This is a genomic window from Ideonella sp. (genome assembly GCF_041918995.1).
Lineage (GTDB): Bacteria > Pseudomonadota > Gammaproteobacteria > Burkholderiales > Burkholderiaceae_C > Ideonella.
Genome location: NZ_JAYRUN010000010.1, coordinates 99,584 through 124,737 on the forward strand (window position 1 = coordinate 99,584; position 25,154 = coordinate 124,737).

The 25,154-nt window shown below is 71.3% G+C and carries 27 protein-coding genes and 1 pseudogene; 3 read left to right on the plus strand and 25 right to left on the minus strand.

Annotated features, from left to right (window positions below; all coding sequences use genetic code 11):
- Positions 1-9: 9 nt before the first annotated feature.
- A complete protein-coding gene (locus ACE3UN_RS10885; RefSeq protein WP_374674964.1) occupies positions 10-1,092 on the plus strand; it encodes an AI-2E family transporter in 1,083 nt (360 codons plus the stop codon).
- A 15-nt stretch (positions 1,093-1,107) separates the two neighbouring features.
- On the opposite strand, the gene ACE3UN_RS10890 is transcribed toward ACE3UN_RS10885, so the two are convergent.
- The 23 genes and pseudogenes from ACE3UN_RS10890 to ACE3UN_RS11000 form a co-directional block, all read right to left on the minus strand.
- Positions 1,108-2,034 (minus strand): carbohydrate kinase, encoded by a 927-nt coding sequence (locus ACE3UN_RS10890; RefSeq protein WP_374674965.1) that lies wholly within the window; start codon positions 2,032-2,034, stop codon positions 1,108-1,110.
- Positions 2,035-2,063: 29 nt separating this feature from the next.
- Complete coding sequence (gene nagZ, locus ACE3UN_RS10895; protein WP_374674966.1) at positions 2,064-3,128, minus strand: beta-N-acetylhexosaminidase; 1,065 nt, start codon at positions 3,126-3,128, stop codon at positions 2,064-2,066.
- Complete coding sequence (acpS, locus tag ACE3UN_RS10900) at positions 3,125-3,556, minus strand: holo-ACP synthase (RefSeq protein ID WP_374674967.1); 432 nt, start codon at positions 3,554-3,556, stop codon at positions 3,125-3,127. Before acpS ends, nagZ begins: the two co-directional genes overlap by 4 nt.
- The gene (locus tag ACE3UN_RS10905) at positions 3,553-4,359 is read right to left on the minus strand and encodes a pyridoxine 5'-phosphate synthase (protein WP_374674968.1); all 807 of its coding nucleotides are present in this window, start codon (positions 4,357-4,359) and stop codon (positions 3,553-3,555) included. The genes acpS and ACE3UN_RS10905 overlap by 4 nt, the downstream gene beginning before the upstream one ends.
- A 95-nt stretch (positions 4,360-4,454) precedes the next feature.
- A pseudogene (gene recO, locus ACE3UN_RS10910) lies at positions 4,455-5,207 on the minus strand (DNA repair protein RecO); the annotation flags it as partial.
- A 10-nt stretch (positions 5,208-5,217) separates the two neighbouring features.
- Complete coding sequence (era, locus tag ACE3UN_RS10915; protein ID WP_374674969.1) at positions 5,218-6,198, minus strand: GTPase Era; 981 nt, start codon at positions 6,196-6,198, stop codon at positions 5,218-5,220.
- Between the two features lie 44 nt (positions 6,199-6,242).
- Positions 6,243-6,935, minus strand: coding sequence for a ribonuclease III (rnc, locus tag ACE3UN_RS10920; protein ID WP_374674970.1), 693 nt, complete (start codon positions 6,933-6,935; stop codon positions 6,243-6,245).
- A gap of 43 nt (positions 6,936-6,978) precedes the next feature.
- Positions 6,979-7,374: a DUF4845 domain-containing protein gene (locus ACE3UN_RS10925; RefSeq protein ID WP_374674971.1), complete on the minus strand. Its 396-nt coding sequence runs from the start codon at positions 7,372-7,374 to the stop codon at positions 6,979-6,981.
- A 35-nt stretch (positions 7,375-7,409) separates the two neighbouring features.
- Positions 7,410-8,375, minus strand: a complete 966-nt coding sequence (lepB, locus tag ACE3UN_RS10930) for a signal peptidase I (protein ID WP_374674972.1) — start codon at positions 8,373-8,375, stop codon at positions 7,410-7,412.
- A 77-nt stretch (positions 8,376-8,452) separates the two neighbouring features.
- Positions 8,453-10,261, minus strand: coding sequence for a translation elongation factor 4 (gene lepA / locus ACE3UN_RS10935; RefSeq protein ID WP_374674973.1), 1,809 nt, complete (start codon positions 10,259-10,261; stop codon positions 8,453-8,455).
- A 527-nt stretch (positions 10,262-10,788) separates the two neighbouring features.
- Positions 10,789-12,273: a DegQ family serine endoprotease gene (locus ACE3UN_RS10940; protein WP_374674974.1), complete on the minus strand. Its 1,485-nt coding sequence runs from the start codon at positions 12,271-12,273 to the stop codon at positions 10,789-10,791.
- A 22-nt stretch (positions 12,274-12,295) separates the two neighbouring features.
- Positions 12,296-13,390, minus strand: coding sequence for a MucB/RseB C-terminal domain-containing protein (locus ACE3UN_RS10945; protein ID WP_374674975.1), 1,095 nt, complete (start codon positions 13,388-13,390; stop codon positions 12,296-12,298).
- 4 nt (positions 13,391-13,394) lie between these two features.
- A complete protein-coding gene (locus ACE3UN_RS10950; RefSeq protein ID WP_374674976.1) occupies positions 13,395-14,054 on the minus strand; it encodes a sigma-E factor negative regulatory protein in 660 nt (219 codons plus the stop codon).
- A 25-nt stretch (positions 14,055-14,079) separates the two neighbouring features.
- Entirely contained in the window at positions 14,080-14,694 is a 615-nt protein-coding gene (rpoE, locus tag ACE3UN_RS10955; protein WP_374674977.1) for an RNA polymerase sigma factor RpoE, read from the minus strand.
- Complete coding sequence (locus ACE3UN_RS10960; RefSeq protein WP_374674978.1) at positions 14,691-15,131, minus strand: hypothetical protein; 441 nt, start codon at positions 15,129-15,131, stop codon at positions 14,691-14,693. Before ACE3UN_RS10960 ends, rpoE begins: the two co-directional genes overlap by 4 nt.
- Before the next feature lie 33 nt (positions 15,132-15,164).
- The gene (fabF, locus tag ACE3UN_RS10965) at positions 15,165-16,406 is read right to left on the minus strand and encodes a beta-ketoacyl-ACP synthase II (protein ID WP_374674979.1); all 1,242 of its coding nucleotides are present in this window, start codon (positions 16,404-16,406) and stop codon (positions 15,165-15,167) included.
- A gap of 30 nt (positions 16,407-16,436) precedes the next feature.
- The gene (gene acpP / locus ACE3UN_RS10970; protein WP_374674980.1) at positions 16,437-16,676 is read right to left on the minus strand and encodes an acyl carrier protein; all 240 of its coding nucleotides are present in this window, start codon (positions 16,674-16,676) and stop codon (positions 16,437-16,439) included.
- Positions 16,677-16,774: 98 nt separating this feature from the next.
- Positions 16,775-17,530, minus strand: a complete 756-nt coding sequence (gene fabG / locus ACE3UN_RS10975) for a 3-oxoacyl-ACP reductase FabG (protein WP_374674981.1) — start codon at positions 17,528-17,530, stop codon at positions 16,775-16,777.
- A complete protein-coding gene (gene fabD / locus ACE3UN_RS10980) occupies positions 17,527-18,465 on the minus strand; it encodes an ACP S-malonyltransferase (protein ID WP_374674982.1) in 939 nt (312 codons plus the stop codon). The genes fabG and fabD overlap by 4 nt, the downstream gene beginning before the upstream one ends.
- Before the next feature lie 63 nt (positions 18,466-18,528).
- A complete protein-coding gene (locus ACE3UN_RS10985; RefSeq protein ID WP_374674983.1) occupies positions 18,529-19,533 on the minus strand; it encodes a beta-ketoacyl-ACP synthase III in 1,005 nt (334 codons plus the stop codon).
- On the minus strand, positions 19,530-20,621 hold the full coding sequence (gene plsX / locus ACE3UN_RS10990) for a phosphate acyltransferase PlsX (protein WP_374674984.1): 1,092 nt from the start codon (positions 20,619-20,621) through the stop codon (positions 19,530-19,532). Before plsX ends, ACE3UN_RS10985 begins: the two co-directional genes overlap by 4 nt.
- A gap of 115 nt (positions 20,622-20,736) precedes the next feature.
- A complete protein-coding gene (gene rpmF, locus ACE3UN_RS10995; protein ID WP_374674985.1) occupies positions 20,737-20,919 on the minus strand; it encodes a 50S ribosomal protein L32 in 183 nt (60 codons plus the stop codon).
- Positions 20,920-21,130: 211 nt separating this feature from the next.
- Entirely contained in the window at positions 21,131-21,694 is a 564-nt protein-coding gene (locus tag ACE3UN_RS11000) for a DUF177 domain-containing protein (protein WP_374674986.1), read from the minus strand.
- A gap of 56 nt (positions 21,695-21,750) precedes the next feature.
- On the opposite strand from ACE3UN_RS11000, the gene ACE3UN_RS11005 reads away from it, so the two are divergent.
- Together ACE3UN_RS11005 and ACE3UN_RS11010 are read left to right on the plus strand one after the other, a co-directional pair.
- Positions 21,751-22,377, plus strand: a complete 627-nt coding sequence (locus tag ACE3UN_RS11005; RefSeq protein ID WP_374674987.1) for a Maf family nucleotide pyrophosphatase — start codon at positions 21,751-21,753, stop codon at positions 22,375-22,377.
- 55 nt (positions 22,378-22,432) lie between these two features.
- Positions 22,433-23,221, plus strand: coding sequence for an SAM-dependent methyltransferase (locus ACE3UN_RS11010; RefSeq protein ID WP_374674988.1), 789 nt, complete (start codon positions 22,433-22,435; stop codon positions 23,219-23,221).
- Between the two features lie 33 nt (positions 23,222-23,254).
- Here the strand turns inward: ACE3UN_RS11010 and ACE3UN_RS11015 are convergent, their stop codons facing one another.
- Together ACE3UN_RS11015 and ACE3UN_RS11020 are read right to left on the minus strand one after the other, a co-directional pair.
- Positions 23,255-23,605, minus strand: a complete 351-nt coding sequence (locus ACE3UN_RS11015; protein ID WP_374674989.1) for a VanZ family protein — start codon at positions 23,603-23,605, stop codon at positions 23,255-23,257.
- A 6-nt stretch (positions 23,606-23,611) separates the two neighbouring features.
- Positions 23,612-25,099 carry a DEAD/DEAH box helicase gene (locus ACE3UN_RS11020; protein ID WP_374674990.1) on the minus strand — a complete coding sequence of 496 codons (1,488 nt, stop codon included), beginning with the start codon at positions 25,097-25,099 and terminating at the stop codon, positions 23,612-23,614.
- Positions 25,100-25,154: the final 55 nt, after the last annotated feature.

Sequence of the window (25,154 nt, forward strand, 5' to 3'; positions counted from 1 at the left end):
GGGACGCGCGTGAGACAGCAACTCCACCACTATGCCCAGCTGGCCGCCGTCGTGATCCTGGTGGTCGGCTGCTGGGCCGTGCTGCGGCCCTTCGTGCCGGCCATCCTGTTCGCCGCGGTGGCCGGCCTGGCCAGCTGGCCGCTGAACCTGCGGCTGCGGCGGTCGCTGCATGGCCAGGCGGGCCCCGCGGCCCTGGTCATGACGGCCCTGCTGGTGGTGCTGGTGATCGGGCCCGTCACCGCCCTGGGCTTCACCCTGGCCGACGACCTGGCCGGGCTCGTCGACCGGTTGCGCCACCTGCTCGACGACGGACCCGTGATGCCGCCGGCCTGGCTGCGTGACATCCCGCTGGTGGGCGGCCTGCTGGACGACTACTGGCACCGCATGGCCGCCAGCCGCGAGGAGTTCGTGGGGCTGCTGCGTTCGCTGATGGACCCGGCCCGCACGGTGGCCGTGGCGGTGGGCAAGGCACTGGCGGCCAGCCTGCTGCAGCTGACCTTCGCCGCCTTCGTCGTCTTCTTCTTCTACCGCGACGGCGAGCACATGGTGCAGGTGGCCCGCCGCATCCTGCACAAGCTGGCCGGCCACGGCCTGGGCGACGAACTGCTCGCCACCACCGCCAGCACCGTCACCGGCGTGGTCAACGGCATCTTCGGCACGGCGCTGGCGCAGGCAGCCGTGGCCACCATCGGCTTCTTCATCGCGGGCGTGCCGGGCGCGCTGGCGCTGGGCGCGCTCACCTTCCTGTTCTCGCTGGTGCCCGTGGGGCCGCCCGTGATCTGGGGCGGTGCCACGATCTGGCTGTTCGGCCAGGGGCGGGTGGGCTGGGGCGTGTTCATGCTGCTGTGGGGCCTGTTCGGCATCAGCAGCATCGACAACATCGTCAAGCCCTACCTGATCAGCCGCAGCGCCGCCCTGCCCCTGCTGCTCATCGTGCTGGGCGTGTTCGGCGGCATCGTCGCCTTCGGCTTCATCGGCATCTTCATCGGCCCGCCCATGCTGGCCGTGGGGCTCACGCTGGTGCAGCTGTGGGCCGCGCGGCCCGGGCCGCTGCCTGCGCGCACGGACGGCGGGCCGCCCGGCACCGCCTGAGGCGGCGGGTCGCCGTCACGGCAGGTCGGGACGGCGCGGCAGGTCGGCGCCGCGGCGGGCGCAGGTGAGTGCCGCGGCGCGGGCCGCCCAGCCCAGCACGGCCTCCCAGGCCGCCCGGGGTGCCGCGCGCATGGCAGCCGGGCCGAGCAGGCCGCGCTCCGCCAGGCCGGCGAGCATCGCGGCCTGGAAGGTGTCGCCGGCCCCCACGGTGTCCACCAGCGGCGTCGGCACGGGGGGCACGTCCAGCGGGCCGCCGGCCAGCCAGGCGCGCGCGCCCTGCGCGCCGCGGGTCATGACGACCACGCCGGTGCCGCGCGCGCGCCAGCCGGCGGCCAGCGCGTCGGCCGCCTCGCCCGGGTACAGCAGCGCGGCGTCCTCGTCGCTCAGCTTGAGCAGGTCGGCGCGCCCGGCCATCCAGTCGACCGCGGCCCGCCAGCGATCGATGGACGGCTCGACGTTCAGCCGCACGTTGACGTCGTGGCTGACCAGGGCGCGCCCCTGCCACCGCTGCACGAGCGCCCGGTGCACGCTGGCCACCGGCTCCACGACCATCGTGTACGAGCCGACGTGCACGGCGGCCGTGTCCTCGGGCACGGCGTCCACCACCTCGGCCGGCAGCAGGCGGTCCGCCGCCCCGTGGCCGTAGAAGCTGTAGCTGGCCACGCCCTGGTTGTCCAGGCCCACCAGGCTCAGCGTGGCCGGGGCGTCGAGCCGCCGCACGAGGCCCGTGCCGATGCGCTCCTCGGCCAGGGCCTGCATCAGCCGGTCGCCCAGTGCACCCCGCGCGATGCCGGCACACAGCGACACCGGCTGCCCGAGGCGCGCCAGCCCCATCGCCACGTTGAACGGCGATCCGCCGATGCGGGCGTCCAGGGCCAGCCCGGCGGGCGTGCGGTCGCCCGCGAACACGTCGAACAAGGCCTCGCCACAGACCACGAACATGCCGGTCCTCCGGAGGGGCGCCGCGCCCGTCAGAACGCGATGGCCTCCAGCGCGTGCTGGTAGCGCGCGTCGTGCATCAGCTCGTCCCAGGGCAGCGGGTCGGTCTGCGGCAGCAGCGCCACGCGGCGCGCCTCGCTGTCGTCGCTCGGCTGCCATTGGCCACGCTCGGCGGCCATGGCCAGGCCGTCGAGCAAGGCATCCACCGCCGCGCCGCCATCGACCTGGCTCTGGTTGCACAGCAGCACCAGGTCGCAGCCGGCCTCCAGCGCGGCGATGCCCGCCTGGGTGGCGCTCACGGCATGGCCGTCGAGCACCCGCGCGCCTTCCATGCTGAGATCGTCGCTGAACACGGCGCCGGTGAAGCCCAGCTGGCCGCGCAGGATGTCCTGCAGCCACACGCGCGAGAAGCCGGCCGGCCGGCTGTCCACGCGTGGGTAGGTCACGTGCGCGGGCATCACGCTGTGCAGCACGGTACCCAGCCAGCCGTAGGGAAGCGCGTCGTCGCCCAGGATGGCGCGCTTGCCGCGCCGGTCCACGGGCGCCGCCACGTGGCTGTCGGCCTCCACGAAGCCGTGGCCGGGGAAGTGCTTGCCGCAGCTGGCCATGCCGGCCTGCATCAGGCCGTGCATCAGGCTCTTGGCCAGCAGCGTGGTGACGCGGGCATCGCGGTGGAAGGCGCGGTCGCCGATCACCGCGCTGTGGCCGTGGTCCAGGTCCAGCACGGGGGTGAAGCTGAAATCGACACCGCAGGCGCGCAACTCGGCCGCGAGCACGAAGCCGGCCGCCGTGGCCGCGGCCGTGGCGGCCATGGCGTCGCGCATCCACAGCTCGCCCAGCGCGCGCATGGGCGGCAGGTGGGTGAAGCCGTCGGTGCGAAAGCGCTGCACGCGGCCGCCTTCATGGTCCACGCACACCAGCAGGTCGGGCCGCACGGCCTTGGCCTCGGCCACGTAGGCGGTCAGCTGCGCACGGCTGTCGAAGTGGCGGGCGAAGAGGATGAGGCCGCCGGTGAGCGGGTGCTTCAGCCGCCGGCGGTCGTCGGCAGACAGGGCCGGGCCGGCGGTGTCGAGGATGACGGGCGCGTGGGTGCTCATGGGGCGATCGGGGAAAGGGAATGGTGGAGGGCGTCGGGGTCGTGCTCGACGACGACGAAGCTCACGGCGTAGTCGCTCTCGTCGCTGAGGGTGACGTGCGCACGCAGGCGCCGCGCGGCGAACCACTCGGCCAGCGCGCCATGCAGGCGGATGTACGGCTGGCCGCTCGGGTGGTTGAGCGTCTCGCAGGCGCGCCAGGTCATGGGCATGTGCATGCCCATCCCGATGGCCTTGGAAAACGCTTCCTTGCAGGAAAAGCGCGTGCCCAGGTAGGCCAGGCCGCGCGATTCGGCGCGCGCGCGGCGGGCGTGGAACACCTGCAGTTCCGCCGGGCCGAGCACCTTCTGCGCGAAGCGGTCGCCGCGGCGCGCGAGCGTCTCGGCGATGCGCCGCAGGTCGCAGATGTCGGTGCCGGTGCCGAAGATCATGCCGAGGCGGTGGCCGGCCCGTGGGCCAGCGCGATGGCGCGCAGGTAGGCGCGCACGGTGTCGGTGTAGCCCAGCTCCAGCGCATCGGCGATGAGCGCATGGCCGATGGACACCTCGGCCACGCCGGGCACCTCACGCAGGAAGGCGCTGAGGTTGTCGCGGTTGAGGTCGTGCCCCGCATTCACGCCCAGGCCGGCGGCCAGCGCCGCCGAAGCGGCTGCCGCGTAGCGGGCGCGCACGGCCGCCTCGTCGGGCGTGCCGAAGGCCCGGGCATAGGCCTCGGTGTAGAGCTCGACCCGGTCGGCGCCCACGGCACGGGCGGCGGCCATGGCCTCGGGCACCGGGTCCATGAACAGGCTCACGCGCACGCCCAGCGCCTGGCACTCCGCGATCAGCGGGCGGATGCGCTCGGCATCGTGCCGGAGGTCCCAGCCGTGGTCGGAGGTGAACTGGCCCACGGTGTCCGGCACGAAGGTGGCCTGGTGCGGCCGCACGGTACGCACGAAGTCCATCAGGTTGTGCAGCGGGTTGCCCTCGATGTTGTACTCCGCCTCGGGCCAGGCCTTGAGCAGCGCGGCCAGCTCATGCACATCGTTGGCGCGGATGTGGCGCTCGTCCGGACGCGGATGCACGGTGATGCCGTCCGCGCCGGCCTGCAGCACCTGCTCGGCCGCCCGGGTGACGCTGGGGATGGCCAGGTGGCGCGTGTTGCGCAGCAAGGCCACCTTGTTGAGGTTGACCGACAGGGCGGTGCGGCCGGCGTGGGGCCGGTGGCCGGCTTCGGGGGCGACGAGTGGGTTCATGGGCGGACCGGCACGGCGGCCGAGCCCACGCCGGGCGCAGGCGCTGGCGTGGTGGGGGTGGCAGGGGTGGGCGCCCCGCGGGCGGCGCCCTCGAGCAGCTGCTGCGCGTCGATCATGACCTCGCGAGTGCGCAGCCTCGGGCTGCCCAGATGATAGTGAAGCAGCGCACGCAGCCATTGCTTGAGCGGCGCGAGGGCCTCGGCGCACACCGCCTGCAAGGCCGGCATGTCGCCCGCATCGAGCGCCGCCTGCAGGCGCTGCAGCAGCGCGCCGCGCAGCGGCAGTTCGCCGTCGTTCGCCAGGCCGACACCGGACTCGGGGCGCAGGGCGCAGGCCTCGTCGTCGCCGACGGGCTGCAGGGTGGCGGTGTGCAGGTCGAGCTGCGGCAGCAGGCCGATCTCCTGCAGCAGCACCAGCTCGAACGCCCGCAAGGCCGCCTGCGACAGCGCATCGTGGCCGGCCGCCAGCGCGGGCAGCGTGGCGGCGTAGGCGTCGAACAGGCGCGGATGGGCGTCGTGCCGGGCGAGCAGCTTCATCAGCAGCTCGTTGAGGTAGAAGCCCGAGAACAGGGCGGCCCCGCCGAGCATGGGCCCGCCGCCCGCCCACTCCGCGCCGCGCAGGGTGTGGATCTCGGCCGCCTCCTCGCGCGGCCGGCCCACGGACACGCTGATGCGCTGGAACGGCAGCAGGGCCGCACGCAGCTGCGAGTAGGGCCGCTTGGCCCCCTTGGCCACCACGGTGAGCCGCCCCTGGTCGCGCGTGAACACGTCCAGGATCAGGCTGCTCTCGCTCCAGTCCCAGCGATGCAGCACATAGGCCGCGCTGGCGGCCGGGTGGCGGGCAGCCATGGCGGCGCGGCTACTCGTAGCCGTAGCTGCGCAGGTGCTCCTCGCTGTCGGCCCAGCCGGAGCGCACCTTCACCCACAGCTCCAGGAACACCTTGGCGTCCATCAGGCGCTCGAGCTCCTGGCGCGCCTCGCTGCCGATGCGCTTGAGCCGCTCGCCCTGGGCGCCGATGATCATGCCCTTGTGCGCGTCGCGCTCCACCACGATGGAGGCGCTGATGCGGCACCGGCGGCCGGCGAAGGCCGGCACGCGGACCTCGCCGGCGGGCGCAGCGTCTTCGGGGCTGTCATCCCCTTCCTCCCACTTGTCGATGACCACGGTGGAGGTGTAGGGCAGCTCGTCGCCCGTGAGGCGGAAGAGCTTCTCGCGGATGATCTCGCTGGCGAGGAACTTCTCGCTGCGGTCGGTGAGCATGTCCTCGTCGTAGTACCAGGGCTGCTCGGGCAGGTAGGCCTGGAGGATGCCGAACAGCCGGTCGACGTCGGCCGCCTTGTGCGCCGACATGGGCACGTACTCGGCAAACGTGTGGCGGTCCTGCATGCCCTTGAGCCAGGGCAGCAGGTCGGTGCGACGCTGCACGGCATCCAGCTTGTTGGCCACCAGCACCACCGGCTTGTGCTTGAGCGATTCGCCTTGCAGCAGCGCGAGCACCTTGGCGTCGTCCATGCCGAAGCGGCCGGCCTCGACGACGAAGATCACCACGTCCACGTCCGCCAGCGTGCCCACCACGGCGCGGTTGAGCGAGCGGTTCAGCGCGGCCGAGTGCTTGGTCTGGAAGCCGGGCGTGTCGACGAACACGAACTGCGCCGGCCCCACCGTGCGCACGCCGGTGATGCGGTGGCGCGTGGTCTGCGCCTTGGCCGAGGTGATGCTGATCTTCTGGCCGACCAGGGCGTTCATGAGCGTCGACTTGCCCACGTTGGGGCGGCCGACGATGGCGATGAGGCCGCAGCGTTGCGGCGCGGCCTCGGGCGTCTGGGGGTTGGTGTCCACGGGTCGATTGTCCCGCACACGGCGGCCGGTGCGGCAGCGGGGTCTCAGGGGCGCGGTGGCTCGGCCTGCTGCAGCTGCTCGAGCAACGCCTGCGCGGCCTCCTGCTCGGCCGCCCGGCGCGAGCGCCCTTCGCCGCGCGCGGCACGCTCCAGGCTGGGCACCGCGGCTTCGACCTCGAAGGTCTGGGCGTGCGCCTGGCCGCGCGTGGCCACGATCCGGTAGGCGGGCACCGCGATGCGGCGCGCCTGCAGCCACTCCTGCAGCTCGGTCTTGGGGTCCTTGCGCCAGGCGTCCACGCCGGTGCCGGCGATCATCTCGCCGAACAGGCGGGCCACCAGCGCGTGCGCGGCCTCGGCACCGCCGTCGAGGTAGACCGCGCCGATGACGGCCTCCATCGCATCGGCGAGGATGGAAGGGCGCTGGGCCCCGCCGCCGCGGGCCTCGCCCTCGGACATGCGCAGCACCTCGGCCAGCCGCAGGGCCAGGGCGAGTCGGTGCAGGGTGTCCTCGCGGACGAGGTGGGCGCGGATGCGCGTGAGGTCGCCCTCGTCCGAGTCACCGAAGCGGTCGAAGAGCAGGCGCGAAACGCCGAGGTTGAGCACCGAATCGCCCAGGAACTCCAGGCGCTCGTTGTGGCCCGCGCCGAAGCTGCGGTGCGTCAGCGCCCGCTGCAGGAGCTCGGGCTGTCGAAAACGGTAGTCCAGGCGCTGCTGCAGCGCGTCGTGGCGGGTATCCATCGGGCAGGCGGTGTCGGTCGTCGGTTCCACACCGCGCCATGCGTCAGCGCGTGGACGGAGCGGTGTAGCGGTACTTGATCAGCAAGTAGACCGGATCCGCGATCTCGACCTCGTCGTCATACGAAAAGCCCACACTGAATCCGGAGCCCACGGCCTCGATCTCGAGGTCGGCACCGCGCAGCATGTCCTGGATGTACTCGATGTCGCGCTGGCGGTCGAAGGCGGTGCGGATGGCGGGCACGGAGTTGGGCGGCGGATCGGCCCGCATGACGCGGTCGAGTGCCTGGCGCGTGGTGATGTACTTCTGCACCGAGGGGTACACCTTGATCGCGAAGACCGCCAGCGCGCCCACCACGATGGCCCAGAACAGCAGCCCGATCACGCTCAGGCCTCGTTGGGCACGGCGGCTGGCGGGTGCGGGCATCATGGGACGGCTCATGGTCGGGTTGCTCCTGTCAGGACGGCGGCGGCACGTCAATGAAAGCCACCGATCCGGCCGAGGTTACCGAAATTCATCCAGATGAAGAAGGCCCGGCCGACCAGGTTCTGCTCCGGCACGAAGCCCCAGTAGCGTGAATCCTGGGAATTGTCACGGTTGTCGCCCATGACGAAGTAGTGGCCCGGGGGCACGGTGCAGGACACGCCCTCCGCGCTGTAGCTGCAGGCCTCGCGGTAGGGGAACACCGTGATCGGGTGGAACGACTGGCCCGCGCCCTTCTCGTGCTGGATGCGGTGCTCGACCTCGCCCAGCTTCTCGGCGAACACGGCCATGTAGCGGATGCTCTCCTCGTCGTAGCCGTCACCCTGGGGCGTCAGCGGCACCGGCTGCCCGTTCAGCTTGAGCTGGTGGTTGCCGTAGCTCACCACGTCCCCGGGCACCGCCACCACGCGCTTGATGTAGTCGATGCGGGTGTCCAGCGGATAACGGAAGACCACCACGTCGCCGCGCTTCGGCGAGTGGTTGTCGATGATCTTCTTGTTGATCACGGGCAGGCGCACGCCATAGTGAAACTTGTTCACGAGGATCAGGTCGCCCACCTCCAGCGTCGGGATCATCGATCCCGAAGGAATCTTGAACGGCTCGAAGAGGAACGAGCGCAGCACGAACACGACGATGATCACGGGGAAGAGCCCCGCGGTCCAGTCCAGCCACCAGGGCTGCATCAGCAGGCGCGCCCGGGCTTCCTCCACGTTGCCGTCGACCTGGGTGATGCCCTGGGCGGCCAGCTGCGCACGGCGTGCCATGTCCTGCTGCTCCAGCGTGCGGGCGGCGGCCTCGCGCCGAGGGCGGAAGTGGAAGCGCTCGGCCAGCCAGTAGAAGAACGTGACGACCGACAGCAGGAACAGCAGCAACGAGAAGTTGCCCACCCACTTGTCCATGTACCAGCCGCCGAGGTAGATGATCAGGACGGCGTACAGGGCCGCGGTGAGGATGCTCATCGGGTAGGGGGTGCCTCGTGGGCGCGTTGGAAATGAAGGGCTGCCGAATGGCAGGCCGCCGCGGTCAAGCAGCCGTGTCAGTCGTCCACCTGCAGGATGGCCAGGAAGGCCTCCTGCGGCACCTCGACCGAGCCGATCTGCTTCATCCGCTTCTTGCCGGCCTTCTGCTTCTCGAGCAGCTTGCGCTTGCGGGTGATGTCGCCGCCGTAGCATTTTGCCAGCACGTTCTTGCGCAGCGCCTTGATGTTCTCGCGCGCGATGATGTTGGCGCCGATGGCGGCCTGGATCGCCACGTCGTACATCTGGCGGGGGATCTGCTCGCGCATCTTGGCGGCCACGGCGCGGCCGCGGTACTGGCTCTGCGAGCGGTGGACGATCATCGCCAGCGGGTCGACGCGATCACCGTTGATGAGGATGTCCACCTTCACCACGTCGGCCGCCCGGTACTCCTTGAACTCGTAGTCCATCGAGGCATAGCCGCGTGAGGCGGACTTCAGCTTGTCGAAGAAGTCGAGCACGATCTCGGCCAGCGGCAGCTCGTACGTGAGCATGACCTGCTTGCCGTGGTAGGCCATGTTCAGCTGCACGCCCCGCTTGTGGTTGCACAGCGTCATGACCACGCCCACGTAGTCCTGCGGCATGTACAGGTGCACGGTGACGATGGGCTCGCGGATCTCCCGGATGCGGCCCAGGTCGGGCATCTTGCTGGGGTTCTCCACCTCCAGCACGGTGCCGTCGTTCAGCTCGACCTCGTACACCACGCTGGGGGCGGTGGTGACCAGGTCCTGGTCGAACTCGCGCTCGAGCCGCTCCTGCACGATCTCCATGTGCAGCAGGCCGAGGAAGCCGCATCGGAAGCCGAAGCCCAGCGCCTGGGACACCTCGGGCTCGAAGCGCAGCGAGCTGTCGTTGAGCTTGAGCTTTTCCAGCGCGTCGCGCAGCTGGTCGTACTCGCTGGCCTCGGTGGGGTACAGCCCCGCGAAGACCTGCGGCTGGATTTCCTTGAAGCCCGGCAGCGGCTCGGTGGCCGGGCCGGCGTTGTTGGGCAGCTTCTTCTCGAGCGTGACGGTGTCGCCCACCTTCGCCGCGGCCAGCTCCTTGATGCCCGCGATGATGAAGCCCACCTCGCCGGCCTTCAGCACGTCGCGGTTCTCGCTCTTGGGCGTGAACACGCCCAGGTGCTCGATGGGATAGACCGTGTTGGTCGCCATCATGCGGATGCGCTCGCCCTTGGCGAGCTGGCCGTCGACCACGCGCACGAGCATCACGACGCCCACATAGTTGTCGAACCAGGCGTCGATGATCATCGCCCGCGGTGCGCCGGCGGGGTTGCCCTTGGGCGGTGGCATGCGCGTGATCACCGCCTCGAGGATGTCGTCGATGCCCATGCCGGTCTTGGCCGAGCACGGAATGGCGTCGGAAGCGTCGATGCCGATCACGTCCTCGATCTCGGCCTTGGCGTTGTCCGGGTCTGCCTGCGGCAAGTCCATCTTGTTCAACACCGGCACCACTTCGACGCCGAGGTCGAGCGCGGTGTAGCAGTTGGCCACCGTCTGGGCCTCCACGCCCTGGCTGGCATCGACCACCAGCAGCGCGCCCTCGCACGCCGACAGCGAGCGGCTCACCTCGTACGAGAAGTCGACGTGGCCCGGGGTGTCGATGAGGTTGAGGTTGTAGGTCCGGCCATCGCGCGCGGTGTACTGCAGCGCCGCGGTCTGCGCCTTGATCGTGATGCCGCGCTCGCGCTCGATGTCCATCGAGTCGAGCACTTGCGCTTCCATCTCGCGGTCGCTCAACCCGCCGCAGCGCTGGATGAGGCGGTCGGCCAGCGTGCTCTTGCCGTGGTCGATGTGGGCAATGATGGAGAAGTTGCGGATGTGGTCCATGGGAACGTCGGCTCGGCCGGCGCAAGTCGTGTAGGCCCTCGCGACACCGGCGTGGGCCAGGGTGTCAGGGGGCGCAGGGCCCGGGCGGGCGGCCCCGTACGGAGGCTAAAAAAAAGGCACGTCCAAAGAGGAGACGCGCCTTCCAACAAAACGTATGGCAACTGCTTGTTGGGCCTTCATTGTAGCCAAAAGCCCCCCGCCGCAACCCCCGCCGTGAGCCGGCCCGGCCACGTTGCGGGGTGCCAACAAGGGAATTCATCCACAAGTTATCCACAGATGCCGTCGCGCGCTGGCCGGATGCCGGTGTGCACCCTCCGCCATGCCGGCGTCGCTCATCAAAGCCGCGTCGTCTGGCCCGATTGTACGCGTTCGAGCGCGCAATCCCGGGAAGCGACTCGGTAGGTCAGTGCCCACACACTTTTGCACCCACTGCAGGCGGAGGGCACAGATCCCATGACGTGAAAAGACCCGCCGTCCCGGTGGGGCAGCGGGTCCTCGGAACGGGGCGGCAGGGGCCGCCTTGGGGGTCAACGCGCGGGCCGGATGACCACGTAGTTCACCCACTCGCCGCGCCGCACCAGCAGCGTGGCAGGCTTGGCCTTGTCCAGCTTGGCGGCCAATGCGCCGAACTGCTTCACGTCGGTGACTTCGACGTTGTTCACCGACAGCACCACGTCGCCCTCGCGCAGGCCGGCGCGTGCGGCAGGGCCTTCGGCCTCGCTGACCCGCACGCCGCCACGCACGCGCAACTCCTTGCGCTGGGCCTCGGTGAGGTCGCTCACGACCAGGCCGAGGTGCGCCTTGGCGGCGGCGGACGACGGGGCATCCGCAGGCGGCACCGGCGTGGGGGTGCGGGGCTTGTCGGCCTCGAGTTCGGCCACGGTCACCACCACGTCCTTGTAGGTGCCACGGCGGAAGACCTGCAGCGTGGTCTTCGTGCCGGGCTTGGTGCCACCAATGACACGCGGCAGGTCGCCAGAACGTTCCACCGGGCGTCCATCCACCTTGACGATGATGTCGCCCGCCTCGATGCCCGCCTTTTCGGCCGGCGTGCCGGGCTCGACGCCCTGCACGAGCGCGCCCACCGGCTTGCCCAGCCCGATGGACTCGGCCACTTCCTTCGTGACCGGCGCGATGCGCACACCGATGCGGCCACGGATCACGCGGCCGCTGGCACGCAGCTGCTCCGACACGCGGATCGCCTCGTCGATCGGGATGGCGAAGGAGATGCCGGCGTAGCCGCCCGAGGGGCTGTAGATCTGCGAGTTGATGCCCACCACCTCGCCACGCAGGTTGATCAGCGGCCCGCCCGAATTGCCGGGGTTGATGGCCACGTCGGTCTGGATGAAGGGCAGGAAGTCGCCGGTGTCGCGCTGCTTGGCGCTGACGATGCCGGCCGTCACCGTGTTGTCCAGGCCGAAGGGCGAGCCGATGGCCATCACCCACTCGCCCACCTTGAGGCGGTTGATGTCGCCGATCTTCACGGCGGGCAGACCCGTCGCCTCGATCTTCACCACGGCCACGTCGGTGCGCGCGTCGGCGCCGATGACCTTGGCCTTGAACTCGCGCTTGTCGGTCAGGGTGACGATGAGCTCGTCGGCCCCTTCGACCACGTGCGCGTTCGTCATCACGTAGCCATCGGTGCTCACGATGAAGCCCGACCCGACGCCGCGTCGCTGCGGCCGGTCGTCGTCCTCGTCCTCGTTGCCGCCGCGGGGGCCACCCCGCCCGTTGGGCAGGGGAATGCCGAAGCGACGGAAGAACTCCTCCAGGCCGGGGTCGACCTGGCCGCCGCGCGGACCCATGCCGCGCACCCGTTCGGTGGTGCGGATGTTGACCACGGACGGGCCGACCTGGTCGACCAGCTCGGTGAAGTCCGGCAGCACCCGGGTCTGGGCGGACGCCGGCAGCGGCGGCAGCGCCGTGAAGGCGGCGGCCAGGGACAGGGCCGCAGCGGCGATCAGGCCGCGCGGCGCGCGGCGGGGAGCCATCGCAATGGCGGAACGGGGCATGTGTTCTCCTTCCGGAACAAGGCTAGCGCTTCTTCTGCAGTGCCGACGCGAAACGCTTGAGCGTCTCCATCGGCACGTCGCCCATGACAGTGACCCATTGGTCGTCGCGCCGCGCCATGTAGGTGTGCGTCGCGCCGATGGAGCCGGCGACCTCCGCTTGGTGCCGCTTCGCATCGAAAGGTTCGATGAACAGCGAGACATGCGTGAGGCCATCGGAATAGATGGCCTGCAGGACGACCGGCGCACCGGCCGCTCCGGCGGGGTCGAGCGAACGCTTGGCACACTGCACCGGCCGGAAGCCCGGCGGCGGCGCCTGCAGCTGCCAGCCTTCGTTGTCCAGGCTGGTGGGCAGCACCGCGGGCCGCAGCACGCGGTAGCCGTCCAGGCGCCGGAGTTGGTCCGTCACGGCGTGCATGCGGGGGCGCACGCCGATGAGGATGTCGGAGAAGGCGGCCCACTCGAGCAGCTGCTCGCCCGGGCCGAGGATGTCCACCCGCAGCAGCAGGCCGCTGCCGCGCTCGGCCCACAGCCGCTGGCTGAAGCGTGCGGCGTCGCGCGCCTTGAGCAGCACGACCTCGGCTTCGTGGCCGGCCACGCGGGCCGCGCCCTTGGGCTGCCACTCGTACCACTCGAACACCTGCTGCTCACTGCCCGCGGCGGGCAGCGCCGGAAAGCGCGCACGCGCGTCGCGCTGCTCGACCTCGGCCACCCGCGTACGCAGCCACACCTTGTGCACGACATCGTTGTAGCGCAGCACCGTGAGCGGCTCGCCGCCCAACGCGTCGATGCGCTCGGCCTGTTGGCCGCCATCGGCATAGTGCGCCACACGCCACACCATCATCGAGCGCGCGTCGCTGGACACCAGGGTGCCCTCGTAGCTGCGCAAGCGCGCCGCGTCGTTCACGCGCTGCAGCCAGGCTCGCGCGTCGGACACCGGCGCGGACACGGGGCTGGACGTCGCCGGCACTGGCCCCGCCGGCTGCGCCAGCGCCGGGGCAGCCACGGCCAGCCCCAGGCCCAGCGACGCCGCGGCGGCCCAGCGGGCAGCGCCCGGGCGGCCCGCCGGCCAGTCCCTGCCGTGCACGGACGGCTTCAAGGGCACGCGCAGCACGGGCACGGGTTCAGCGGCCTTCTGCCCCGACGGCCACTTGGCGCACACCGCCCGGCAGCGCGAGGCTCGGGCTGGCCACGTACTGCCGGTGGGCGCTGAGGTAGCGGTCGATCTCCGCGTTGCGCAGCATGGGCGCCGCTTCGGGCAGCAGGGGCACCGCGCTTGCGGCGGCCGGCGCCTGCGCGGACACGGCCACGACAGGCACGTCCGCTCCGCCCCCGGCCACCACCGTGGAGCCGGCAGGAACGGCCGGCCCCTCGCTGCGCAGCACCAGCAAGGCGCCGCTGACGACCATCACCCCGGCCGCCATGGCCGCGGGCGCCCCCCAGCGGGCGCGGCGGACCGCGATCGGCAGGGGCCGCCCTGCCGTGGCCAGCTTTGGCGACTGGGCCGGCGTCGCCACCGGCGCCAGCACCACCGGTTCGTCCGCCATGCGCGCGCGCAGCCGCTGGAGGAAGGCCTCGTCGTGAGACGGATCGGAGGCGAGGTCTTCCGACCGCATCACGTCGCCGATCCACTGGTAGCCGTGCCACCGTGCCCGGGCGGCGTCGTCCTGTCGCCAGTCCTCGAAGCACTGCCGCGCCTCGCCGGGCGTCGCCTCGCCATCGCACAGGGCCGACAGCGCCGCCAGGCGGACGTCGTCGGAGGAGGGGTCGGAAGCAGGGGTCATGGTCAACTCCGGGATCGGCGAAAGGTCACCAGCGCTCGCCGTCGCGCGTATCCAGCAGCGGTCGCAGTCGCTGTGCGATCGCCTCGCGGGCACGGAAGATCCGCGACCGCACGGTACCGATCGGGCAGTTCATCACGTCCGCAATCTCTTCGTAACTGAGGCCTTCGATCTCCCGCAGGGTGATCGCCTGCCGAAGATCCTCCGACAGCGCGTCGATCGCTGCGTTCACCGTCGCCGCGATTTCCTTGCTGGCCAGCAGGGCATCGGGCGTCGCCATGTCGGTTGGTTCCATCCCGCGCCGCGAAGTTTCGTCGTCGTCGTCAGGTCCCGCCAGCGAAGCCTCGGTGACCAGAGGGTCGCGCTTGAGATCGACCAGCGCTTTCTTGGCGGTGTTGACGGCGATGCGGTAGAGCCAGGTGTAGAACGCGCTGTCGCCCCGGAACTGCGGCAAGGCGCGGTAGGCGCGGATGAAGGTCTCCTGCGCGATGTCGGCCACCAGGTCGCTGTCCCGGACCATGCGTCCGATCAGCCGCTCGATGCGGCGCTGGTACTTCACGACCAGCATCTCGAAGGCGCGGGCATCGCCCTGGCGCACGCGCTCGACCAGCGCGGCGTCGACATCCGGCCCGGCGGCCGTCATGCGCGGCCTCCGGCCATCACCGCCACGCGCAACGGGTGCCAGGCCGGGCCGGCGCTGCGACGATCCAGCGCCAGCCAGCGGCCGGCTCCGGTCTCTTCACGGGCATGCAGCAGCAGCGCGCCGCCGAGATCCAGGCTCACACGCAAGGACACGAACGGACGCGGGGGCCCGCCGGACGGCAGCCAGTGCCAGCAGGTGCCGGTCCAGCGCAGTCTGGCGCGTGGGAGGCGGGCGCGCCAGGAGGCGGCCGCGGCCCCCGCGGCCGCGAGGCCGGCCAGGGCCGGCATCGGCAGGCCGCCCGGCCACCCGGCCGCCTGCAGGTGCCAGCCGGCCCAGGCGAGCGGCACGCCGGCGGCCGCAGCAGCCAGCAGCGCCGCTGCCACCCGCCAGCACGCACCGTCACCGACCGGCACGTCGATGGCCGGCGGGGTGCGCATGGGGCACGCCCTGTTCGGGCGTGGACAGGGGCATCAGACCCGGCCGAACACCAGCGTGCCGTTGGTGCCGCCGAAGCCGAAGTTGTTTTTCACCGCCAGGTCGATCTTCATCTCCCGCGCCTGGTTGGCGCAGTAGTCCAGGTCGCATTCCGGGTCCTGGTTGAAGATGTTGATGGTGGGGGGCGAGACCTGGTCCCGCAGGGCCAGCACCGTGAAGACCGATTCGATGCCCCCCGCGCCACCGAGCAGGTGGCCGGTCATGGACTTCGTGGAGTTCAAGACGAGTCGCCGTGCATGGTCGCCGAATGCCAGCTTGATGGCGTTCGTCTCGTTCAGGTCGCCCAGCGGCGTGGAGGTGCCGTGCGCGTTCACGTACTGCACCTGGTCGGGGTTTATGCGGGCGTTGCGCAGCGCCGCCTTCATCGATCGCTTGGGGCCGTCGACGTTGGGCGCCGTCATGTGGAAGGCGTCGCCGCCCATCCCGAACCCGCGCACCTCGGCGTAGATCTTGGCGCCACGGCGCTTGGCATGCTCGTATTCCTCGAGCACCATCACGCCGGCGCCTTCACCCAGCACGAAGCCATCGCGGTCCTTGTCCCACGGGCGGGACGCGGTCGCGGGGTCGTCGTTGCGGGTGGACAGGGCGCGCGCGGCAGCGAAGCCACCCACGCCCAGGGTGGACACCGTGGCTTCGGCGCCACCAGCGACCATGACGTCCGCGTCGCCGTACTCGATCATGCGCGCCGCCTGACCGATGCAATGCAGGCCGGTGGTGCACGCGGTGACCACCGCCAGGTTCGGGCCGGTGAACCCGAAGCGGATCGACAGGTGGCCCGAGATCATGTTGATGATCGAGGCCGGTACGAAGAAGGGCGAGATACGGCGAGCGCCGCGCTCGACCACCACGCGCGTGGTGGCCTCGATCTCGGGCAGTCCCCCGATGCCCGAGCCGATCATGCAGCCAATGCGTTCGGCCGCGTCCTCGGTGAGCTGGTCACCCGTCGGCAGGCCGGCATCCTGCACGGCCTGGATACCCGCTGCCATCCCGAAGTGGATGAAGGTATCCATGTGCTTGGCTTCCTTGCCGGGGATGTACTCCTCGACATTGAAGCCCTTCACCTCACCGGCGAACTGGCAGGCCAGGCTCGAGGCATCGAACCGGGTGATCGGGCCGATGCCCGAGCGTCCGGCCAACACGTTGGACCAGGCTTCGGAAACGGTGTTGCCGACCGGGCTCACGAGGCCCAGGCCGGTGACGACGACGCGACGGGTCATGCGTGCAGCGGCAAGCGGAAGAAAAAGGCCTCAGGCCTTGGCGTGCGACTTGGCGTAGTCGATCGCCAGTTGCACGGTGGTGATCTTCTCGGCCTCTTCGTCGGGGATCTCGATGCCGAACTCGTCCTCGAGGGCCATCACCAGCTCGACGGTGTCCAGGGAGTCGGCGCCCAGGTCGGCCACGAAAGCCTTCTCGTTGGTGACGTCGCCTTCGGGAACGCCCAGTTGCTCGGCAATGATCTTCTTGACGCGTGCTTCGATATCGCTCATGACTCCTCCGGGAGGGTGGGGAAAAAACGGGCCGGATTCTACGCTGGCGGTCCGCCAGCCCCCGGCAAGGGTGGGCGCCGGGTGGCGCCCAGGGTTGTTCAGCACATGAACATGCCGCCGTTGACGTGCAGTTCGGTGCCGGTGATGTAGCCCGCCTGGGGCGAGGCGAGGAAGGCCACCGCGTGGGCGATCTCCCCCGGCTGGCCCAGGCGCTGCAGCGGGATCTGCTGCAGCAGGGCGGTCCTCTGGGCCTCGGGCAGCGCCTCGGTCATGTCGGTGGAGATGAAGCCCGGGGCCACGCAGTTGACGGTGATCGCCCGGCTGCCCAGTTCGCGCGCCAGCGCGCGGGTCATGCCCGCCACGCCCGCCTTCGCGGCAGCGTAGTTGGCCTGGCCCGGATTGCCCGAGGCACCCACCACCGAGGTGATGCTCACGATGCGGCCGTAGCGCTGTTTCATCATGGGGCGCAACACCGCCCGGGACAGGCGGAAGACGGCCTTGAGATTGGTGTCGACCACCGCGTCCCAGTCCTCGTCCTTCATGCGCATGGCCAGCGTGTCCCGCGTGATGCCGGCGTTGTTGACGAGCACGTGCAGCGCGCCGTGGGCCTTGACGAGCGACTCCACGAGCGCGTCGACGCCCGCCGCGTCATTGACGTTGAGGTTCACGCCGCGGCTGCCGGGGAAGGCGGCCAGTGCATCGGAGATGGCAGCGGCGCCGGCATCGCTGGTGGCGGTGCCCACGACCACCATGCCGCGGCCGGCCAGCTCCAGTGCGATGGCGCGGCCGATGCCGCGCGAGGCGCCCGTCACCAGGGCGACCTGGCCCTGCATCGTCGTCGTGTCTTGGCTCATGCCAGCATTTCCTTCACCTCGGCCAGCGAGGCCGGGTCGAACACGGTTGCGCTGATCGCATCGGCATCGATGCGCTTGACCATGCCGGCCAGGACCTTGCCCGGCCCGCACTCGATGACGTGCGTGAGCCCGCGCGCGCGCAGCGCCTGCACGACCTCCACCCAGCGCACCGGCCCGAAGGCCTGGCGGTACAGGGCGTCACGGATGGCGTCCGGGTCCGCCACCACCGCCACGTCGATGTTGTTGACCAGCGGCATGGCCGGCGAGCCGATGGCCACCTCGGCCAGGCGCGCCTTCAGCCGCTCGGCGGCAGGCTTCATGAGGCTCGAATGGAAAGGCGCCGACACCGGAAGCGGCAGCGCGCGCTTGGCACCCGCGGCCTTGAGCAGCTCGCAGGCACGGGCCACGCCGGCCTGGGTGCCTGCGATCACGGTCTGCCTGGGGTCATTGAAGTTGACGGCCTCGACCACCTCGCCGCTGCCGGCGGCCGCCTCGGCGCAGCCGGCGCGCACGGCGGCCGCGTCGAGCCCGAGGATCGCCGCCATGGCGCCCTGCCCCACGGGGACCGCTTCCTGCATGGCCTGGGCCCGCAGCCGCACCAGCGGCAGTGCGTCGGCCAGCGACAGGCTGCCAGCGGCCACCAGGGCGGTGTACTCGCCCAGCGAGTGCCCGGCCACCGCCGCCGGCGCCGATCCGCCTTCCGCGCGCCAGGCGCGGTAGCACGCGATGCCGGCCGTGAGCATGACGGGCTGGGTATGGGTGGTGAGGTCCAGCTGGTCCTTGGGGCCTGCGTGGATCAGGGCGCCGATGTCCTGGCCCAGCGCGTCGGAGGCTTCGGCCAGGGTGTGGCGCACGGCGGGGTGGTCGCCCCAGGCGTCGAGCATGCCGACGGCCTGGGAGCCTTGGCCGGGGAAGACGAATGCGAAGGAAGTCATGAGGTCATCGGAACAGGCAAGGAAGGCACCGCAAGCCGCGTGCCACCGGTGTCGATAGCGATGTCAGAAGTCGAGCAGCACGGCACCCCAGGTGAAGCCGCCGCCCACGCCTTCGAGCATGAGGGTCTGGCCCCGCTGGATCTGGCCGGCCCGCACGGCGTGATCGAGCGCCAGCGGAATGGACGCGGCCGAGGTATTGCCGTGCTCGTCCACCGTGACGACGACCCGCTCGGGCGGCAGCTTCAGCTTGCGCGCGGTGCCCTGCATGATGCGGATGTTCGCCTGGTGAGGGATGAGCCAGTCGATGTCCTCCGGCTGCCGGCCAGCCGCCTCGAGCACCTCGCGCGCCACCTCCTCGAGCACCTTGACGGCCAGCTTGAACACGGCCTGGCCGTCCATCTTCAGCAGCGGATCGCCCACCACCTGGCCGCCGGCGACCGTGCCGGGCGTGCACAGGATCTCCATGTGCCGGCCGTCCGCGTGCAGGCGCGACGCCAGGATGCCCGGCTCGGCCGACGACTCCAGGACCACCGCGCCGGCGCCGTCACCGAACAGCACGCAGGTGGTGCGGTCGTTGAAGTCGAGGATGCGGGAGAAGATCTCGCTGCCGATGACCAGGGCGCAGTTGGCCGTGCCGGCGCGGATCATCGCGTCGGCGACGGACAGCCCATACACGAAGCCCGAGCACACGGCCTGCAGGTCGAAGGCCGGGCAGCCGTCGATGCCGAGCTTGCGCTGGATGATGGTGGCCGTCGACGGGAACACCATGTCCGGCGTGGAGGTGGCCACGATGATCAGGTCCACGTCCTCCGGCCGGCGTCCCGCAGCCTCCAGCGCATGGCGGGCGGCGGCCACGCCGAGGTCGCTCGCCTGCACCTGCGGATCGGCAAAGCGACGGGCACGGATGCCGGTGCGCTCCACGATCCATTGGTCGGACGTCTCCAGCCCGCGGCCGGCGAGTTCCTGCGCGAGTTCGGCGTTGCTCACGCGGCGCGGCGGCAGCATGCTGCCGGTGCCGGTGATGCGGGCGTATCGGGGAGAAGACGAGACGGCGGGGGAAGGCTTCATGCGGCGGGGCGCACCGGCTCGTCGGCCGACGCGGTGGCCGTGGCCCGCAGCGTGTCGACGATGCGCTCGTGCACCTGTTCAGGCAGGCGGTGGCGGGCCGCATCATAAGCCCGTGCCAGCGCCCGGCCGAATGCAAAGGCATCGGCAGAGCCATGGCTCTTGAACACCAGGCCCTGGAGGCCGAGCAGCGCGGCGCCGTTGTAGCCCCGCGGGTCGAAGTGGTTGCGGAAGCGGCGCAGCACGGGCAGGGCCACCAGCGCACCGAGCTTGGCGAACCAGTGGCGCTTGAACTCGCTCTTCAGGAAGCCGCCCAGCATGTGCGCCAGGCCTTCGCTGGTCTTCAGGGCCACGTTGCCCACGAAGCCGTCGCACACGACGATGTCGACGGTGCCCTTGAAGATGTCGTCGCCTTCCACGTTGCCGTGGTAGTTGAGCTGGCCGTCGTCGGCGGCCGCGCGCAGCAGCTCGCCCGCGCGCTTGATGGTCTCGCTGCCCTTGATGACCTCGGAGCCCACGTTCAGCAGTCCCACGCTCGGGTCCGACTTGCCCTCGACCGCCGACACCAGCGCGCTGCCCATCACGGCGAACTGCAGCAGATGCTCGGCGGTGCAGTCGACGTTGGCGCCCAGGTCGAGCATGGTGGTGAAGCCGTGCTCGTTGGGCAGCACGGTGGCGATGGCCGGCCGGTCGATGCCGTCGATGGTCTTCAGCACATAGCGCGAGATGGCCATCAAGGCACCGGTGTTGCCGGCAGAGACCACGACATCGGCCCGCGACTGGCCGTCCTCGCCCCGCTTGAGCAGGTTGACGGCCACGCGCATGGACGAGTCCTTCTTGCGGCGCAGGGCGACCTCGACCGGGTCGTCCATGGCCACCACCTCGCTGGCCGGCACGACGGTGGTACGCGGCCAGACGGCGGCGGCGGCCAGCGCCTCCGCCGAGCCCACCAGCAGCAGTTCGGCGTGGGGGTGGTCCGCGAGGAAGGCCTGGCAGGCCGGCAGGGTGACCGCGGGACCGTGGTCGCCGCCCATGCAGTCGACGGCGACCCGTACCGTCTCAAGTGGCGTCAGGGTGTGATGGTGCGACACGTTTCGCCAAAGCAAATGCCGCAGTCATGGCTGCGGCATTGTGTGGAATCACAGGGGCGCCAGCGCGCCAGCAGGGCGGCCGGCCACCCGGCCGACCCTGCGCGCCACGCCGGAATCAGGCCTCGGCCTTGGTCTTCAGGACCTTGCGGCCGCGGTAGAAGCCGGTCGGGCTGATGTGGTGGCGCAGGTGAATCTCGCCGGTGGTCGGCTCGACGGCGGTGCCCGGCTGGGACAGCGCATTGTGCGAGCGGTGCATGCCGCGCTTGGACGGCGACTTCTTGTTCTGCTGGACGGCCATGGAGTGCTCCTGGGGCACCAGCGGAAGACATTGCCGGTGCAGGCTGCCGACCTCCGACGGGCTCCCGCGGCTTGGGACGCGGGGCCGACGCGGTGGTCAGCACGTTGAAAACGAAGACCGGACGAGCGCGCCACAAGGCACCCTGCGCCGGGAAAGCCCGATAGTATAGCAGCCCTGCGCGCCGGTGGGCAGAGGCGCCCGCCGCCCCGGCTCAGCCGCCCGGCTTCTTCTTGAGCTGCGCCAGCGCGGCGAACGGGTGAGGACGCGACTCGGCCGAGGGTTCCCCGGCGCCGTCGGGCTCGGGTGCGCTGCCCATGGGCAGCGGCTCGGGGCAGGTCTCGTGGCGCGGCACGATGGGCAGGTCGAGCAGCAGCTCGTCTTCCACCAGCTCACGCAGGTCCAGCAGCCGCGGCAACTCCAGCACATCTTCTTCCAGGTCCGCGTCGAGCGCCTCGGCGGCCGCGCTGCCGCGCACGAAGCGGATCCAGCGGTCCACGTCCAGGCCCACGGGCATCGGCGCCAGGCAGCGCTGGCAGCGCATGGACAGGCAGGCCTGGGCGGTCAGGTGCAGCCAGATCTCCGGCTCGCCGCCGGTCACCGGGCGCTGCTCGCCTTCGGCCTGCCAGTGCACCGCCGCTTCGGGCGTTTCCTCTGCCAGCACCGAGCCGGCCAGCCGAGGCAGCGTGGCCAGGGGCCAATGGCCGGACGACTCACCGCCCGCGGCCGCGAAGGCGGCCACGTCCAGCCGGGTCGGGTCGAGGGGGCGTGCACTCATGGCGTCAGTGTAAGGGGCGGCCCGCACTGCCACGGGCTGGATGGGAGAATCCCGCGATGACCCCATCCCCTGCCCTGCCAGGCGCTCCGCGGCTCGTCCTGGGCTCCACTTCCCGCTACCGCCGTGAGCTGCTGGAACGGTTGCGCATGCCCTTCGACGTGCGCTCGCCGCAGGTCGACGAGACCCCCCGCCCGGCCGAGGCGCCCGCGGCGCTGGCCCTGCGACTGGCAGGGGACAAGGCGTGGGCCGTCGCCCGCGCGGAGCACGGCGACGTCGTGGTCATCGGCTCCGACCAGGTCGCCGACGTCGACGGCGAACCGCTGGGCAAGCCGGGGCACCATGCGAACGCCGTGGCACAGCTGCAGCGCATGCGGGGCCGCACGGTCACCTTCCAGACCGCCGTGGCCGTGGTGAGGCCAGCCACCGGGTTCGCCCAGACGCTGCTGGCCCCGGTGCATGTGCGCTTTCGCGACCTGCACGACGAGGAGATCGAGACCTACCTGCGCCTGGAGCAGCCCTACGACTGCGCCGGCAGCGCCAAATCGGAAACGCTCGGCATCGCCCTGCTGTCGGCCATCGAGTCCGACGACCCCACCGCGCTCGTCGGCCTGCCGCTGATCCGCACCTGCGAGCTGCTGCGCGCCGCGGGGCTGGACCCCATCCGCCGGGCGGCGCAGGCATGAGCCGCCGCGCCGTCCCAAGGGCGAGGGCCGCAGGGCGCAGCCCGAAAGGGCTCCCGTGAGCCCCGCCGCCCGCCCCACCGGACGCCTGGTGCTGGTGCCCAACAGCCTGGACCTGGGCACCGCCCCCCAACCAATCGACGAGCTCCTGCCCGCCGCCGCGCTGCGCCGGGCGGCCGGCCTGACGCACTGGGTGGTGGAGAGCGCCAAGGTGGCGCGCGCCTTCCTTAAACGGGTGGACGCGGTGGTGCCGCTGGTGCAGCCCTTGCAGCAGATGGCCATGCAGGAGCTGCCCCGTGCGCGCAAGGGCAGTGGCGAATCGGTGGCCGCGGCGGCCTGGGATTCGCTGCTGGCGCCGGCGCGCGCGGGCCATGACGTGGGCCTGCTGTCCGATGCCGGCCTGCCGGCGGTGGCCGACCCCGGTGCGGGCGTGGTCGCCGCCGCCCACCGCGCGGGCGTGACGGTGGAGGTCCTGTGCGGCGGCAGCTCGCTCACGCTGGCGCTGGCCGCTAGCGGGCTGAACGGTCAGCGTTTCGCGTTCGAGGGCTACCTGCCCCAGGGCGCCGCGGAACGGGATGCACGCGTGCGTGAACTGGAACAGCGCTCGCGCCGCGAACAGCAGACGCAGCTGGTCATCGAGACACCCTACCGCAACGAGGCCTTGCTGCAGGCTCTGGTGCGCCAGCTGCAGCCGGAGACCCTCCTCGCGGTCGCCTGGGGGCTGACCTCGCCGGGCGGCGGCTGTCGCAGCCAGGCGGTCGCCCTGTGGCGACAGGACCTGGCCGCGACGGACCGCCCCGCCATGACCGGGGATCTCCCGGCGGTCTTTCTCTGGCTGGCGACTTGACCCGCCGCCGGCAGACCCCTCACCCGCCAGGCCTCAGGGGCTGCCCAGCAGCCAGCGGCCGACGGCGATGCCGGCGGCATCGGCCAGCACGTCACCCAGGGACGGGTCGCGCGTCGTCGTCCAGCCCGCCTGGGCCAGTTCGATGGCGACGCCGAAGCCCAGCAGCAGCACAGGCAGCATCCACGCCGGCCCGAGCCCGGCACGGCGGCCGACCGCCCACAGCACGAGAAAGGCCACGGCATGCTGCAGCTTGTCGACATGGCCGAAAGCGGGCTGGCCACTGCCGGGCAGCAATGCCAGCATGAGGATCACGGCCATCAGGCCGGCGAGCAGCGCCCGCCAGGCCAGCCGGGCCCGCCCGGCGCGCGGCGCGGCGAGCGCCACGGTGCGTCAGGCCTTGGCGCCGCCGCCCAGCAGGGCCGCCACCTTCCGCTTGGGACGGATGTTGGGCGACAGGCGGGTGGGCGCCGGGGTGGCCGGAGCGGACTTCTCCCACGCCGCGGGAGTGTCCCCGGGGGCGGGCTCGTAGGGGCGGTCGAAGAACGGGTCGCGCGACGGCTGGCGCGGCTCGGCACGGCGGCCTTCCCGGGGCTCGCGCGCCTCGCGCGGCTCACGGGCCGGGCCCGCGGCGGGAGCGGTGAGGGGGGCGGACCGGTCGTCCTCGCGGGCGCGCCGACGCGGGCGGTCGTCGTCCAGCTCCAGCGGCTCCAGGTCGATCTTCTTCTTGATCAGCTTCTCGATGTCGCCCACCAGCCGGGCATCACCGCGCGCGACCAGGGTGAAGGCCAGGCCCGACGCCCCGGCGCGGCCGGTGCGGCCGATGCGGTGCACGTAGTCCTCGGCGTTGAAAGGCACATCGAAATTGAACACCGCCGGCAGGTCGGCGATGTCCAGGCCGCGGGCGGCCACGTCGGTGGCCACGAGCAGGTCCACTTCGCCGGCCTTGAACGCGGCCAGCGACTTCAGGCGCTCGTCCTGCGACTTGTCGCCGTGCAGCGCCGAGGTGCGCAGCCCGTCGCGCTCGAAGCTGCGCGCCAGGCGGGCGCAACCGAGCTTGGAGTTCACGAACACGATCGCCTGGGTGATGGCGCGCTCGCGCAGGAGCTGCCGCACCGCGGCGCGCTTGTCGTCGTCCTCGACGCTGAAGAAGCGCTGCTCCACGGTGGACGCGGTCGCGTTCGGGCGGGCGACCTCCACCAGCACCGGATCCTGCAGGTAGCTGCCGGCCAGCTTCTTGATCTCGGGCGAGAAGGTGGCCGAGAACAGCAGCGTCTGGCGCTGCTTGGGCAGGTAGCTGAGGATGCGCTGCAGGTCGGGCAGGAAACCGATGTCGAGCATGCGGTCCGCCTCGTCGAGCACCACGTACTCGACCTGGTTCAGCACCGCGTTCTTCGCCTCGATGTGGTCGAGCAGGCGGCCCGGCGTGGCGATGAGGATCTCCACCCCTGCCTTGAGCTGGGCCGTCTGCGGCTTCATGTCGATGCCGCCGAACACCACCGCCGAGCGGAGGTTGGAGTGCTTGGCGTAGGCCTTCACGTTCTGGGCCACCTGGTCGGCCAGCTCGCGGGTGGGGGCGAGCACCAGGGCGCGCACCGGGTGGCGGGCAGGCGAGGCGCTGGCGTTCTCGTGCCGCAGCATCTTCTGCAGCAGCGGGATGGAGAACGCCGCCGTCTTGCCGGTGCCGGTCTGCGCGGCGCCCATGACGTCGCGCCCCGACAGAACGATGGGAATCGCCTTGGCCTGGATGGGCGTCATGAAGGCGTATCCCTGGTCGGCCACCGCGCGCAGGAGCTTGGCGTCCAGCGGCAGGGTGTCGAATCGGGCGGGAGGCGGGGTGGGGGCGGCGTCCGCCGCGGCCACCTGGGAGTCGGAGGTCATCACCCCCCATTATCGCCGGTGATCGGGGCGACTACACTTTCGCATTTCCCGGCGA

Excerpts from the sequence above, each read along its gene's own strand:
- lepB (WP_374674972.1), bottom strand. The coding sequence starts at position 8,375 with ATGAGCATCCTCACCGCGGCCCTGTACGCCGTCCTGATCATCTACCTC.
- ACE3UN_RS11000 (WP_374674986.1), bottom strand. The coding sequence starts at position 21,694 with ATGAGTGCACGCCCCCTCGACCCGACCCGGCTGGACGTGGCCGCCTTC.
- ACE3UN_RS10940 (WP_374674974.1), bottom strand. The coding sequence starts at position 12,273 with ATGCCCCGTTCCGCCATTGCGATGGCTCCCCGCCGCGCGCCGCGCGGC.
- nagZ (WP_374674966.1), bottom strand. The coding sequence starts at position 3,128 with ATGAGCACCCACGCGCCCGTCATCCTCGACACCGCCGGCCCGGCCCTG.
- rnc (WP_374674970.1), bottom strand. The coding sequence starts at position 6,935 with ATGGATACCCGCCACGACGCGCTGCAGCAGCGCCTGGACTACCGTTTT.
- fabD (WP_374674982.1), bottom strand. The coding sequence starts at position 18,465 with ATGACTTCCTTCGCATTCGTCTTCCCCGGCCAAGGCTCCCAGGCCGTC.
- ACE3UN_RS10950 (WP_374674976.1), bottom strand. The coding sequence starts at position 14,054 with ATGACCCCTGCTTCCGACCCCTCCTCCGACGACGTCCGCCTGGCGGCG.
- acpS (WP_374674967.1), bottom strand. The coding sequence starts at position 3,556 with ATGATCTTCGGCACCGGCACCGACATCTGCGACCTGCGGCGCATCGCC.
- ACE3UN_RS10960 (WP_374674978.1), bottom strand. The coding sequence starts at position 15,131 with ATGCGCACCCCGCCGGCCATCGACGTGCCGGTCGGTGACGGTGCGTGC.
- ACE3UN_RS10890 (WP_374674965.1), bottom strand. The coding sequence starts at position 2,034 with ATGTTCGTGGTCTGTGGCGAGGCCTTGTTCGACGTGTTCGCGGGCGAC.
- fabG (WP_374674981.1), bottom strand. The coding sequence starts at position 17,530 with ATGAGCCAAGACACGACGACGATGCAGGGCCAGGTCGCCCTGGTGACG.
- rpoE (WP_374674977.1), bottom strand. The coding sequence starts at position 14,694 with ATGACGGCCGCCGGGCCGGATGTCGACGCCGCGCTGGTCGAGCGCGTG.
- fabF (WP_374674979.1), bottom strand. The coding sequence starts at position 16,406 with ATGACCCGTCGCGTCGTCGTCACCGGCCTGGGCCTCGTGAGCCCGGTC.
- ACE3UN_RS11005 (WP_374674987.1), top strand. The coding sequence starts at position 21,751 with ATGACCCCATCCCCTGCCCTGCCAGGCGCTCCGCGGCTCGTCCTGGGC.
- ACE3UN_RS10905 (WP_374674968.1), bottom strand. The coding sequence starts at position 4,359 with ATGAACCCACTCGTCGCCCCCGAAGCCGGCCACCGGCCCCACGCCGGC.
- ACE3UN_RS10985 (WP_374674983.1), bottom strand. The coding sequence starts at position 19,533 with ATGAAGCCTTCCCCCGCCGTCTCGTCTTCTCCCCGATACGCCCGCATC.
- rpmF (WP_374674985.1), bottom strand. The coding sequence starts at position 20,919 with ATGGCCGTCCAGCAGAACAAGAAGTCGCCGTCCAAGCGCGGCATGCAC.
- ACE3UN_RS11020 (WP_374674990.1), bottom strand. The coding sequence starts at position 25,099 with ATGACCTCCGACTCCCAGGTGGCCGCGGCGGACGCCGCCCCCACCCCG.
- ACE3UN_RS10925 (WP_374674971.1), bottom strand. The coding sequence starts at position 7,374 with ATGAGCCGTCCCATGATGCCCGCACCCGCCAGCCGCCGTGCCCAACGA.
- acpP (WP_374674980.1), bottom strand. The coding sequence starts at position 16,676 with ATGAGCGATATCGAAGCACGCGTCAAGAAGATCATTGCCGAGCAACTG.
- lepA (WP_374674973.1), bottom strand. The coding sequence starts at position 10,261 with ATGGACCACATCCGCAACTTCTCCATCATTGCCCACATCGACCACGGC.